This window comes from Variovorax sp. GW821-FHT09B01 (assembly GCF_059418345.1).
Window position 1 is genome coordinate 297,924 of the sequence record NZ_JBWKPQ010000008.1, and the last position, 11,659, is coordinate 309,582.

The 11,659-nt window shown below is 71.3% G+C and carries 13 protein-coding genes; 11 read left to right on the forward strand and 2 right to left on the reverse strand.

The window, feature by feature from the left end:
• Positions 1-47 precede the first annotated feature (47 nt).
• Positions 48-1,490, reverse strand: a complete 1,443-nt coding sequence (locus tag AC07RV_RS23455) for an aminotransferase-like domain-containing protein (RefSeq protein ID WP_296777019.1) — start codon at positions 1,488-1,490, stop codon at positions 48-50.
• A gap of 100 nt (positions 1,491-1,590) precedes the next feature.
• Between AC07RV_RS23455 and AC07RV_RS23460 the strand changes: the two genes are divergently transcribed.
• From AC07RV_RS23460 to AC07RV_RS23505, 10 genes are all read left to right on the forward strand, one after another.
• Positions 1,591-2,190, forward strand: a complete 600-nt coding sequence (locus AC07RV_RS23460; protein ID WP_261214941.1) for a LysE family translocator — start codon at positions 1,591-1,593, stop codon at positions 2,188-2,190.
• A 7-nt stretch (positions 2,191-2,197) separates the two neighbouring features.
• Entirely contained in the window at positions 2,198-3,142 is a 945-nt protein-coding gene (locus AC07RV_RS23465) for a DMT family transporter (protein WP_296777022.1), read from the forward strand.
• Positions 3,143-3,218: 76 nt separating this feature from the next.
• A complete protein-coding gene (locus AC07RV_RS23470) occupies positions 3,219-4,421 on the forward strand; it encodes an aminotransferase-like domain-containing protein (protein ID WP_261214937.1) in 1,203 nt (400 codons plus the stop codon).
• A 25-nt stretch (positions 4,422-4,446) separates the two neighbouring features.
• Positions 4,447-5,085 carry a LysE family translocator gene (locus AC07RV_RS23475; protein ID WP_209542452.1) on the forward strand — a complete coding sequence of 213 codons (639 nt, stop codon included), beginning with the start codon at positions 4,447-4,449 and terminating at the stop codon, positions 5,083-5,085.
• Between the two features lie 10 nt (positions 5,086-5,095).
• Positions 5,096-5,929, forward strand: coding sequence for a PhzF family phenazine biosynthesis protein (locus tag AC07RV_RS23480; RefSeq protein WP_296777027.1), 834 nt, complete (start codon positions 5,096-5,098; stop codon positions 5,927-5,929).
• A 40-nt stretch (positions 5,930-5,969) separates the two neighbouring features.
• Complete coding sequence (locus AC07RV_RS23485; RefSeq protein ID WP_296736197.1) at positions 5,970-6,611, forward strand: glutathione S-transferase family protein; 642 nt, start codon at positions 5,970-5,972, stop codon at positions 6,609-6,611.
• A 3-nt stretch (positions 6,612-6,614) separates the two neighbouring features.
• Positions 6,615-7,538 carry a PhzF family phenazine biosynthesis protein gene (locus tag AC07RV_RS23490; RefSeq protein ID WP_296777031.1) on the forward strand — a complete coding sequence of 308 codons (924 nt, stop codon included), beginning with the start codon at positions 6,615-6,617 and terminating at the stop codon, positions 7,536-7,538.
• Between the two features lie 14 nt (positions 7,539-7,552).
• Positions 7,553-8,245 (forward strand): VOC family protein, encoded by a 693-nt coding sequence (locus AC07RV_RS23495; protein WP_296777033.1) that lies wholly within the window; start codon positions 7,553-7,555, stop codon positions 8,243-8,245.
• 1 nt (position 8,246) lies between these two features.
• Positions 8,247-8,879: a LysE family translocator gene (locus tag AC07RV_RS23500; protein WP_296777035.1), complete on the forward strand. Its 633-nt coding sequence runs from the start codon at positions 8,247-8,249 to the stop codon at positions 8,877-8,879.
• 5 nt (positions 8,880-8,884) lie between these two features.
• On the forward strand, positions 8,885-9,850 hold the full coding sequence (locus AC07RV_RS23505) for a threonine dehydratase (protein WP_296777039.1): 966 nt from the start codon (positions 8,885-8,887) through the stop codon (positions 9,848-9,850).
• Between the two features lie 16 nt (positions 9,851-9,866).
• Here the strand turns inward: AC07RV_RS23505 and AC07RV_RS23510 are convergent, their stop codons facing one another.
• Positions 9,867-10,694: a creatininase family protein gene (locus AC07RV_RS23510; RefSeq protein ID WP_296777042.1), complete on the reverse strand. Its 828-nt coding sequence runs from the start codon at positions 10,692-10,694 to the stop codon at positions 9,867-9,869.
• 63 nt (positions 10,695-10,757) lie between these two features.
• Here AC07RV_RS23510 and AC07RV_RS23515 point away from each other — a divergent pair, with 63 nt between their 5' ends.
• A complete protein-coding gene (locus AC07RV_RS23515; protein ID WP_296777045.1) occupies positions 10,758-11,555 on the forward strand; it encodes an SDR family oxidoreductase in 798 nt (265 codons plus the stop codon).
• Positions 11,556-11,659: the final 104 nt, after the last annotated feature.

Consider the following 11,659-nt stretch of genomic DNA (forward strand, 5'->3'; position numbering starts at 1 on the left):
TGTTGTGCTGCCAGCTTACTCCAAGGCAGGGCCCGCCCCGCCCCGGATCAGAGCTCGTCGCGCGTCTTGGCGAAGACCTTCCAGAAGCTCGCGTCCTGCGAGCTCGCGAAGTTGATGCGCATCAGCGTGGTGGGCGGCCGGCGCGCATGGAACAGCGAGCCCGGCGCCAGCAGGTAGCCCTGGTCGAGCATGCGCTGGGTCAGCATGTCGGTGTCGACGCCGGTGTCGACCCAGCCGAACAGCCCCGCGGGCTCGGACGCGAAGGTGCAGCCGTGCGCCAGCACCAGCTTGGCGGCACGCGCCCGGGCGCCCTCGAGGCGGATGCGCACGCGCTCGGCGTGGCGGCGCAGCTGCCCCTGGTCGATGCACCACGAGAGCGCCCGCTCGAACAGCGCGGGCGAGGTCAGGGTGGCCAGCAGCTTGGTCTCGAGCAGCCGCTCCTTGAGCGCGGGCGAGGCGGCCAGGAAGCCGATGCGCCAGTTGGGCGCGAGGATCTTCGCGAAACCGCTGACGTAGATGGTGCGCTGCAGCCCGTCGAGCGCGCTGAGCCGCGTGGCGTGCTCGGGCGCGAGGTGGCTGTAGGTGTCGTCCTCGACGATGTGGAAGTCGTGCTCGTTGGCCAGCTTGAGCACGCGGTGCGCGCTGTTGGGCGACAGGCTGTAGCCGGTCGGGTTGTGCAGCACGCTCACGCTGACGAACAGCTTGGGGCTGTGCAGCGCGCAGTACTGCGCCATCACGTCGAGGTCGGGCCCGTCGGCGCGGCGCGGCACCGGCAGGATGCGCATGCCCAGCGCCTCGAGCCGCGCGAACTCGAGCGCCCAGCCGGGCTCCTCGACCATCACCGGATCGCCGGCGCGCAGCATGGTGCGGCTCACGATGTCCAGCGCATGGGTGGCGCCGATGGTGGTCACGATCTGTTCGGGCGCGGCCGGCACGTTGATGCCCACCAGCTTCTGCGACAGGCTGCGCCGCAGCGCCGCGTCGCCCGCGGGCTCGCCGTACTGCAGCGACAGCTCCTGCAGCATCGCGGTGCTGGTCATGCGCCGCACCGCCGTCGGCATGAACGAGGAATCGAGCCAGTCGGGCGGGAACACGCCCATGCCGGGCTGCGGCTTGTCGCTCGGGCGGTGGAACATGCTGCGGATCAGCGAGCTGGCGTCGGCCGGCGTGCGCGAGGCCATCATCTGCGTGACCATCGACAGCGCGCTGATCTGCAGCGGGTCGCCGGGCGGCTGGGCCGGGTCGCGGCCGGGATCGCGGCCCGAATCGCGCACGAAGAAGCCGCGCTGGCGCCGTGCCTCCACCAGCCCGAGCGCCAGCAACTGGTCGTAGGCGGCCACCACGGTGTAGGGGCTCACGCCCTGCTGGCGCGCGCATTCGCGCACCGAGGGTAGCCGTGCGCCCGGCAGCAGCAGCCGGTTGCGGATGCGTTCGGCCAGGCGATCGGCCAACTGGGCGGTCAGCGACTGGGACGAGGTTCGTGTCAGCATCGGCGTTCGATCTGTGTTGTACGCAAGGCCGATACAGATTGACTGTGTGTACGGCCATCTGTACTGGAACTGTAATGGTCCAAAGTTTAGAGTGTGTGTCATGAACTGGCAAGAATTCACCGCGCTGCTGGTGCTGGCCACGGCGATGAGCTTCTCGCCGGGCCCGAACACCACGCTGTCGACCACCCTCGCGGCCAACGGCGGCCTGCCGCGCGCGATGCGCTTCGTGGTCGCGGTGCCCGTGGGCTGGACCCTGCTGCTCGCGCTGTGCGCGGCCGGCCTGGGCGCGCTGGTGATGGCGGCGCCCGCGCTGCGCTGGGCGATCAAGGCGCTGGGCATCGCCTACCTGCTGTACCTCGCGTTCAAGCTCGCCACCAGCACCACGCTGGGCCGTGCCGACGATGCCAATCTGTCGGTCGGCTTCGTGCAGGGCGTGGCGCTGCAGTTCCTCAACATCAAGGCCTGGCTGCTGGCGCTCACGCTGGTGGCCGGCTGGATCGCGGGCCAGGCCGAGCCGCTGCACCGCTTCGCGATCGTCGCGCCGGTGATGCTGGTCTACGCCTTCGCGAGCAACTTCACCTATGCGCTGGCCGGCGCGCTGCTGCGCGAATGGCTGTCGAAGGGCCAGCGCCTCGCCTGGTTCAACCGTGCGATGGCCGCCGTGCTGGTGCTCACCGCCTGGTGGATGCTGCGCGTCTAGGGCCGCCATGAAGATCAAGGACGAAACCCTCGGCATGTGGCTCGGCGTGATCGGCGTGGCGCTGTTCGCGGTCACGCTGCCGATGACGCGGCTGGCCACCGGCACGCAGGCGCAGCCGCAGCTCTCGCCGTGGTTCGTCACGCTCGGCCGCGCCGCGCTCGCGGGCCTGCTGTCGGCCGTGTTCCTGCTGGTCACGCGCTCGCCGCGGCCCGCGCCCCACCAGTGGAGGCCGCTGGGCATCGCGGTGCTCGGCAACTGCGTCGGCTTTCCGCTGCTGCTGGCCTATGCGCTGCGCGTGGTCACAGCCAGCCATGCGGCGGTGGTGACGGCGCTGCTGCCGCTGGTCACGGCCGCGGTCGCGGCCTGGGTGCTGCACCAGCGCGCGCGGCTCGGCTTCTGGCTCTGCGCCATCGCGGGCAGCCTGCTGGTGGTGGTGTTCTCGCTGGTGCGCGCGAGCCAGAACTGCCACGGCTTCGGCTTCGAATGGGCCGACCTGCTGCTGGTCGGCGCCGTGATCGCCGCCTCCTTCGGCTACATCTACGGCGCGCAGGTCACGCCCGCGCTCGGCGCCGAGCGCGTGATCTGCTGGGTCTGCGTGATGGCGCTGCCGGTCACCCTGCCGGCCACGCTCGCGCTGTGGCCCACGCAGCCGATCGCCACCGCCTCCTGGCTGGGCTTCGTCTACGTCGGCATGTTCTCGATGTGGATCGGCTTCTTCGCCTGGTACCGCGGTCTGGCCCTCGGCGGCGCGCTGCGCGTGAGCCAGACGCAGCTGCTGCAGCCCTTCCTCTCGATCCTGGTGTCGATCCCGCTCCTGGGCGAGCCGCTCGACGTGGTCACGCTGGGCTTCGCGGCCGCGGTGGTGGCCACGGTGGTGGTCGGCAAGCGGCTGTCGCAGCCGTCGGCACCGGCCGCCCCCGCCATTCGCGGGCCCGTCGGCGCCGTGGACTGAACCCGCCCGCCGTCTTACCCTCGCATCCGCACCCCGTTCGTTCGCATCGCCCCTCACCGTCAGAAAGAAGACTCCCATGAACTGGAAACTCGCCGCCCGCGCCGCCAAGATGAACCCGTCGGTGCTGCGTGAAATCCTCAAGGTCACCGAGCGCCCCGGCATCATCAGCCTGGCCGGCGGCCTGCCCTCGCCCAAGACCTTCCCGATCCAGGCCTTCGCCGATGCCTGCGCCGAAGTGCTGCACAACGACGGCCAGGCCGCGCTGCAGTACGCCGCCAGCGAGGGCTTCGCGCCGCTGCGCCAGGCCGTGGCCGACATGCTGCCGTGGAACGTCGATCCCTCGCAGGTGCTGATCACCACCGGCTCGCAGCAAGGCCTCGACCTGGTCGCCAAGGTGCTGATCGATCCGGGCAGCAAGGTGCTGGTCGAGACGCCGACCTACCTCGGCGCGCTGCAGGCCTTCGGCCCGATGGAACCCAACCCCGTGGGCGTGGCCAGCGACGACGACGGCGTGATCGTCGAGGACCTGGTCGCCAAGGCCAAGGACGCTCGCTTCATCTACCTGCTGCCCAACTTCCAGAACCCCACCGGCCGCACCATGACCGAGGAGCGCCGCGCCGCCGTGTCGGCCGCCGCCGCCGCGGCCGGCCTGCCGATCGTCGAGGACAACCCCTACGGCGAGCTCTGGTTCGACGAAGCCCCGCCGCCGCCGCTGGCCGCGCGCAACCCCGAGGGCGTGATCTACCTCGGCTCGTTCTCGAAGGTGCTGGCACCGGGCCTGCGCCTGGGCTTCCTGGTGGCGCCCAAGTCCATCTACCCGAAGCTGCTGCAGGCCAAGCAGGCGGTCGACCTGCACACGCCGATCTTCACGCAGCGCATGGTGTCGGCCGTGATGAAGGACAACTTCCTCGAGCGCCACGTACCCACCATCCGCGCGCTCTACAAGCGCCAGCGCGATGCGATGAGCGCCGCGCTCACGCGCGAGATGGCCGGCCTGGACGTGAAGTTCAACGCGCCCAAGGGCGGCATGTTCCTGTGGGCGCGGCTGCCCGAGGGCATCGACACCGTGACCCTGCTGCCCAAGGCGGTCGAGCGCAACGTGGCCTTCGTGCCGGGCGCGCCCTTCTATGCCGGCGAAGGCGACGCGCGCACGCTGCGGCTGTCGTTCGTGACCGCGAGCGTCGAGGAGATCGACACCGCGATCGCCGCGCTGGCGCAGACCGTGCGCGAGGAGCTCGCGCTGGCCGGCGACAAGCAGCTCGCGGCCGCGCAGATCTGAGCGCGCGCATTCACCGGAGCCTGCCTTGATCGGCCTCGCCACCCTCTCGCTGTTCCTGCTCGCGGTGCTGGCGCTGTTCCTGTCGCCGGGCCCGAACATGGCGTTCGTGCTCTCGCACGGCGTGGCCCATGGCCCGCGCGGCGGCTTCGCGGCGGCGCTCGGGATCTCGGCCGCCGACTTGGTGCACACGCTGTTCGCCGCCACCGGCGTGACCGCGCTGGTGGCGGCCTGGCCGCCGTCCTTCGACCTGCTGCGCTATGCCGGCGCGCTGTACCTGCTGTGGCTCGCCGTGCAGGCGCTGCGCAGCGGCGGCGGCCTGCGCCCGGGCGTGCAGGCGCGACCGGCCGGCTTCGGCCGCATCGTGCGCATGGCCCTGCTGAACAACCTGGTCAATCCGAAGGCGCTGCTGTTCTTCATGGTGTTCCTGCCCCAGTTCGTCGATCCCGCGCGCGGCAGCGTGCCGCTGCAGCTGGTGCAGCTCGGCATCGTGCTGTCGCTGGCGGCGCTGGGCTTCAACACCCTGCTGGGCGCCTGCAGCGGACAGGTCGGCCGCTGGCTGCAGCGCCGCCCCGGCGCCGAGAAGTTCCAGCGCGGCCTGCTCGCCACCGTGATGCTGGCGCTCGCGGTGCGCCTGTTGTTCCTCGACCGGCCCGTGCCGCGCTGAAGAGGTCCCCATGAATGTCCTGAAGATCGCGGCCTTCTCGGATGGCGAGCAAGGCGGCAATCCCGCCGGCGTCGTCATCGCCGAGGCCCTGCCGCCCGAGGCGCAGATGCAGCGCATCGCCGCCGACGTGGGCTTCTCCGAAACCGCCTTCGCCGCGCGCACCGGCGACGGCTGGCGCGTGCGCTACTTCGCGCCGCAGTCCGAAGTGCCGTTCTGCGGCCACGCGACGATCGCGCTCGGCGCGGCGCTCGCGCTGCAGCACGGCGACGGCGTGTTTCCGCTCACGCTGAACCAGGCGCGGATCACGGTCGAGGGCCGCCGCAACGGCGCCACCGTCGAGGCCGCGCTGCAGTCGCCGCCCACGCGCAGCGCCGCCGCCGTGCCGGCCCTGCTGTCGGCCGCGCTGGCGCTGTTCGGCCTCGACGCGGCCGCGCTCGATGCGCGCATCCCGCCGGCCGTCGCCCATGCCGGTGCCGATCACCTGGTGCTCGCGCTCGAGAGCCGCGCGGCGCTGGCGGCGATGCACTACGAGCTCGAGGCCGGCCGCGCGCTGATGGCCCGCTTCGATCTCACGACCATCGTGCTGCTGCATGCCAAGAGCGCGCAGCGCTTCCACACGCGCAATCCCTTCGCCTCGGGCGGCGTCTACGAAGACCCCGCGACCGGCGCCGCCACGGCCGCGCTGGCGGGCTACTTGCGCGATATCGGCTGGCCGCACGGCGGCGCGATCGACGTGGTGCAGGGCGAGGACATGGGCATGCTGTCGCGCCTGCATGCCGACATCCCGGCCGCGCCCGGCAGCTCGATCCGCGTCTCGGGCACCGCGCGCATCATGCGGGACTGACCCGAACACGAACACCCAAGCTTCAAGGAAAGACGACGACATGCTCAACATCTGGGGCCGCATCAGCTCGATCAACGTGCGCAAGGTGGTGTGGTGCGCGCAGGAACTCGGGCTGGACTTCCAGCGCACCGAGGCCGGTGGCCGCTTCGGCGTGGTGCAGACCGAGGAATACCTGGCACTGAACCCCAACGCCATGGTGCCCACCATCGACGACGGCGAGGGCGCGGAGCGCGTGGTGCTCTGGGAATCGAACGTGATCGTGCGCTACCTCTGCGCCAAGTACTCGCACGGCGCCTTCTACCCGGCCGACCTGCCCGCGCGCTTCGACGCCGAGCGCTGGATGGACTGGCAGCAGACCACGCTCAACCGCGCGAGCCGCGATGCCTTCGTGCAATGGGTGCGCACGCCGCCGGCCGAACGCCAGCCGGCGCTGATCGAGGCCTCGGTGCGCGAGAGCGAGGCGCTGTTCGGCCTGCTCGACGCCCACCTCGCACGCCACCCCTACATCGCCGGCGAGCGCTTCACCATGGCCGACATCCCGATCGGCTGCGAGGCGCACCGCTGGTTCAACCTGCCGGCCGCCGAATACCGCCGTCCCGGCTGGCCGAATGTCGAGCGCTGGTTCAACGACCTGCTCATCCGTCCGGGCGCGCGCGGCGTGCTCGATCTCCCTCTCGAGTAAGAAATGAAAACCCGCCCGTTCAAGCAAGTCGACGTCTTCACCGCCCATCCCTACTTCGGCAACCCGCTGGCCGTGGTGATCGATGGCAGCGAGCTCGACGATGCGGCCATGCTGCGCTTCGCGCAGTGGACCAACCTGTCCGAAACCACCTTCCTGCTGCCGCCCACCGATCCCGCGGCCGACTACCGGGTGCGCATCTTCACGCCCAGCGGCGAGCTGCCGTTCGCGGGCCATCCCACCATCGGCAGCTGCCATGCCTGGCTGCAGGCCGGCGGCAAGCCCAAGGCCCCCGGCCAGGTGGTGCAGCAGTGCGGCGCCGGCCTGGTGCCGCTGCGGCGCGAGGGCACGCTGCTGGCTTTCGCGGCGCCGCCGCTCAAGCGCAGCGCGCCCAGTCCCGCGCTGCTGGCCAAGGTGGCCGGCGCGCTGGGCCTGAAGGCGCAGCAGGTGATCGCCGCGCAGGTGCTCGACAACGGCCCGGTCTGGTTCGGCCTGCTGCTCGAGGATGCCGACGCGGTGCTCGCGCTGTCGCCCGACCATCGCGCGCTCAAGGAGCTGGGCGTGAAGGCCGGCGTGGCCGGCGTGCCCACGGTGCACGACACCTCGCTCTTGATCGGCCGCTCGAACCGCGAGGCGCGCGCCTTCGGCAACCGCCCCGCCGTACCGCTGGACGACGGCGCGAAGATCGACCTCGAGGTGCGTGCCTTCGCCGAGCCGATCGGCGTGCAGGAAGACCCGGTCACGGGCAGCCTCAACGCGGGCCTGGCCGAATGGCTGATCGCCGACGGCCACATGCCCGCGCGCTACCTGGCGGCGCAGGGCCAGTGCCTGGGCCGCGCGGGCCGCGTCCACATCGAGCGCGACGCCGAGGGCCGGATCTGGGTCGGCGGCGATGCCGTGACCTGCGTCGACGGCAGCGTCGCGCTCTGAACGGAGACACCGCGATGCATGCCGAAGTCGACCACCTCGTGATCGCCGCCGCCTCGCTGGCCGAGGGCGTGGCGTGGTGCGAGGCCACGCTGGGCGTGGTGCCCGCGCCCGGCGGCGCGCATCCGCTGATGGGCACGCACAACCGGCTGCTGAACGTCGCGAGCGAAGCCTTTCCGCGCGCCTACGCCGAGATCATCGCGATCGAACCGGGCCAGGCGCCGTCGCGCCCGAACACGCGCCGCTGGTTCGACCTCGACGATGCCGAGCTGCAGGCCGGGCTCGCGCAGCACGGCCCGCGGCTGATCCACTTCGTGGCGCGCGTGCCCGATGCGCGCGCCGCCATCCAGGCCCTGGCACGCGAGGAGCATGCGCAGATCGACCGCGGCCACCTGCTCGAAGCCTCGCGCGACACCGCGGCCGGCCGGCTCGAATGGCAGATCGCGGTGCGCGACGACGGCCAGCGGCTGTTCTACGGCGCGCTGCCCACGCTGATCCAGTGGGGCCCGGTGCATCCGGTCGACGCCATGCCGGCCTCGGGCCTCGCGCTGCGCTCGCTGCATGCCACGCATCCGCGCGCGCCGGCGCTGTCGGCCGCGCTCTCCGCCATCGGCCTGCGCGCGCTGCAGGTCGATGCCGGCCCACCGAACCTCGTGGCCGTGTTCGACACGCCGCGCGGCCCCGTCACCCTGGAATCCCGAGGACTCTGACATGCTGACCCTGACCGAAATCGCCTGGTTCGCGCTCGCCTCGCTGCTGCTCGCGCTCACGCCCGGGCCGAACATGATCTATTGCGTGTCGCGCACCCTGATCCAGGGCCGCTGTGCCGGGCTGATCTCGCTGGGCGGCGTGCTGATGGCCTTCCTGGTGCACCTGTGCGCCGCCGCGCTCGGGCTCACGGCGCTGCTGCTCGCGGTGCCGCTGGCCTTCGACGCGATCCGCTTCGCGGGCGCGGCCTACCTGCTGTGGCTCGCGTGGCAGGCGGTGCGCCCCGGTGGCGCGGCCCCCTTCGAGGCCCGCGCGCTGCCGGCCGACCCGCCTGGCAAGCTGTTCCGCATGGGCTTCCTCACCAACCTGCTGAACCCGAAGGTGGCGATGTTCTATCTCTCGTTCTTTCCGCAGTTCATCCATCCCGAGCGCGGCTCGGTGCTGCTGCAGAGCCTGCAGCTCGGCGCCGCGCAGATGGCCAGCAGCGCCGTGGTCAACACGACCATGATCGTCGGCGCCGCGAGCATCACGGCCGTGCTGTCGAGAAGCGAAGGCTGGCTGCGCGCGCAGCGCTACGTGATGGGCAGCGTGCTGGCCGCGCTGGCGGTGCGCGTGGCGTTGACCGAAAGAAAGTGACCCCCATGCGATTCACCCGCGAAGAAATGGAAGCCGCGCTCGCCACCGTGCACGCGGCGATGCCGCCCACGCCGCAGTACGCCTGGCCGCTGCTCGAACGGCGCCTGGGCGCGAAGCTCTGGGCCAAGCACGAGAACCACACGCCGGTCGGCGCCTTCAAGATCCGCGGCGGCCTGACCTACTTCGAGACGCTGGCGCGCGAACGGCCCGAGGCACGCCACGTGATCAGCGCCACGCGCGGCAACCATGGCCAGTCGCTGGGCTTCGCGGCGCGCCGCCATGGCCTGGCCGCGACCATCGTGGTGCCGCACGGCAACTCGGTCGAGAAGAACGCCGCCATGCGCGCGCTCGGCGTCGAGCTGGTCGAGCACGGCGAGGACTTCCAGGCCGCGTCCGAGCATGCGGCCGTGCTCGCCGAGCGCGACGGATTGCACCGCGTGCCCTCGTTCCACCGCGAGCTGGTGCGCGGCGTGTCGACCGCCTACGTCGAGTTCTTCGAGGCGCTGAAGCACGCGCCGCCCGACGTGCTGTTCGTGCCCATCGGCCTGGGCTCGGGCTTCGCGGGCGCGGCCGCGGCGCGCGCGCACTGCGGCGTCGCCACGAAGATCGTCGGCGTGGTGTCGGCCCATGCCACCGCCTATCTCGATTCGTTCCGCGCGCGCCATCCGGTCGAGTCGCCGGTCAGCACGCGCCTGGCCGACGGCATGGCCTGCCGCGTGCCGGTGCCCGAGTCGCTCGAAGTGCTGCTGCGCGAGGCCGACGACGTGATCGCGGTCAGCGACGAAGAGGTGGGCGAGGCGATGCGCATCCTCTTCAGCGACACCCACAACGTGGCCGAGGGCGCGGGCGCCGCCGCGCTCGCCGGCGCGCTTCAGCAGCGGGAGCGCTGGCGCGGCAAGACGGTGGGCATCAGCCTGACGGGCGGCAACGTCGACTCGGGCATGTTCGCCGAGGTGCTGGCGAAGGCCTGAGCGGCCGCAGCTCGCTTCAGGGCAGCGGACCGGTGTTCGCGGTGCTCAAGGGCAGGCGCGACACCTCGGCCAGCAGCAGCGCGAGCTGCGCCGCCGCGGCATCGACGACCGCCTGGCCCGCCGGCGCCGTGGCCGCCGCCGCATTGCCCGCCGCGCCCTGCGCGTTGTAGTCCTCGATCGCCCAGCCCAGCTTCGCGCTCCTGCCGTTGCCGAGGATCGCGTAGTCGGCCGCGCGCTGCTCGGAGCTGGAGCGGAAATCCTGTGCCGCATCCATGCGCACCTGACCCGGCGCGAGCGCGAGCATCATCGAGGTCTCGATCTCGCCCGCATGCACGCCGAAACGGTGCTCGTGCGCGCTGAACCGGGCACCCGCCTCGCCCAGCGGCAGGTTGAACCAGCTCGCGGAATAGACGATCAGCCCGTGCGCGGCGCGCAGCTCGCGCGCCACGATGTCCATCGCGCCCACGTGGCCGCCATGCGCGTTGAACAGCACCAGCTTCTTCACCCCGGCGCGCGCCACCCCGGCGCCGATCTCGCTCCACATGCGGATCAGCGTCTCGGCCGACAGCGTGAGCGTGCCCGCGAAGCGCGCGTGCTCGGGGCTCAGGCCGATCTGCTGGGTCGGCAGGAACAGCACCGGCAGCTCGGCCGGCAGCAGCGGCAGCGCCGCCGCGACGATGCCATCGGCCAGCACCGTGTCGACCCCGAGCGGCAGGTGCGGCCCATGCTGCTCGGTGGCGCCCAGCGGCAGCACCGCCACCGTGGCTGCCACATCGAGCGCGGCGAAGTCGCGCGTGGACAGCTGTGACCAGAAGCGGGGCAGGGATACCGTGGGAGCGTTCATCCGGCGATCTTAGAGCGGTGATTCAATCCACGCGACTTCGCCAACCAACCCAAGGACACCTTCATGGATCTCGAACTCCAGGACCGCCACGTACTCATCACCGGCGGCAGCAAGGGCATCGGCCTGGCCTGCGCGCTCGGCTTCCTGCGCGAGGGCGCGCGCGTGAGCCTGGTGTCGCGCGATCCGGCCAACCTCGAACAGGGCCGCAAGGAGCTGCTCGCGGCCCACGCGCAGGCCGAGGGCCGCGTCTCGCTGCACGCCGCCGACCTCAAGGACCCGGCGGCAGCCCTGGCCGCCCTCGACGCCGCCGAGCAGGCCTTCGGCCCCGTCGACGTGCTCGTCAACTCGGCCGGCGCCGCGCGCCGCACACCGCCCGACGACCTCACGCCCGCTGCCTGGCACGACGCGATGGACGCGAAGTACTTCAGCTACATCCACATGATCGACCCGGTGGTCAAGCGCATGGGGCAGCGCGGCAGTGGGGCCATCGTCAATGTCATCGGGCAGGGCGGCAAGGTCGCGAGCCCTGTGCACATGGCCGGTGGGGCCGCCAATGCGGCGCTGATGCTGGTCAGTGCTGGGATGGCTGCGGCTTATGCCGCCAAGGGGGTGCGCGTGAATGCGGTGAATCCTGGACTCACGCTGACTGCGCGGCTGGCCGAAGGGATGAAGGCGGATGCGAAGCTGCAGGGCATCGATACCGACGAGGCGCTGAAGCGGGCCACCGCGCGGCTGCCGCTGGGGCGCATTGCTACGCCGGAGGAGGTGGCGAATACGGTGCTGTTTCTGGCTTCGGGGAAGGCTAGTTATGTGACGGGGGCTATCGTGGCGATGGATGGGGCGGTTACGCCGATGATTTGAGTGGCGTTTTGGCGGGCTGGTGTCAGTTTTTGTTGAGGCTGTTGGCCGGGTCTCGCCCCGGCGGGCGAGTCACTTTCTTTTGCTTCGCCAAAAGAAAGTAACCA

What these genes read in the sequence shown, in the direction of transcription:
- AC07RV_RS23455 (WP_296777019.1), bottom strand. Translation starts at nt 1,490, where the DNA reads ATGCTGACACGAACCTCGTCCCAGTCGCTGACCGCCCAGTTGGCCGAT.
- AC07RV_RS23460 (WP_261214941.1), top strand. Translation starts at nt 1,591, where the DNA reads ATGAACTGGCAAGAATTCACCGCGCTGCTGGTGCTGGCCACGGCGATG.
- AC07RV_RS23465 (WP_296777022.1), top strand. Translation starts at nt 2,198, where the DNA reads ATGAAGATCAAGGACGAAACCCTCGGCATGTGGCTCGGCGTGATCGGC.
- AC07RV_RS23470 (WP_261214937.1), top strand. Translation starts at nt 3,219, where the DNA reads ATGAACTGGAAACTCGCCGCCCGCGCCGCCAAGATGAACCCGTCGGTG.
- AC07RV_RS23480 (WP_296777027.1), top strand. Translation starts at nt 5,096, where the DNA reads ATGAATGTCCTGAAGATCGCGGCCTTCTCGGATGGCGAGCAAGGCGGC.
- AC07RV_RS23485 (WP_296736197.1), top strand. Translation starts at nt 5,970, where the DNA reads ATGCTCAACATCTGGGGCCGCATCAGCTCGATCAACGTGCGCAAGGTG.
- AC07RV_RS23490 (WP_296777031.1), top strand. Translation starts at nt 6,615, where the DNA reads ATGAAAACCCGCCCGTTCAAGCAAGTCGACGTCTTCACCGCCCATCCC.
- AC07RV_RS23495 (WP_296777033.1), top strand. Translation starts at nt 7,553, where the DNA reads ATGCATGCCGAAGTCGACCACCTCGTGATCGCCGCCGCCTCGCTGGCC.
- AC07RV_RS23500 (WP_296777035.1), top strand. Translation starts at nt 8,247, where the DNA reads ATGCTGACCCTGACCGAAATCGCCTGGTTCGCGCTCGCCTCGCTGCTG.
- AC07RV_RS23505 (WP_296777039.1), top strand. Translation starts at nt 8,885, where the DNA reads ATGCGATTCACCCGCGAAGAAATGGAAGCCGCGCTCGCCACCGTGCAC.
- AC07RV_RS23510 (WP_296777042.1), bottom strand. Translation starts at nt 10,694, where the DNA reads ATGAACGCTCCCACGGTATCCCTGCCCCGCTTCTGGTCACAGCTGTCC.
- AC07RV_RS23515 (WP_296777045.1), top strand. Translation starts at nt 10,758, where the DNA reads ATGGATCTCGAACTCCAGGACCGCCACGTACTCATCACCGGCGGCAGC.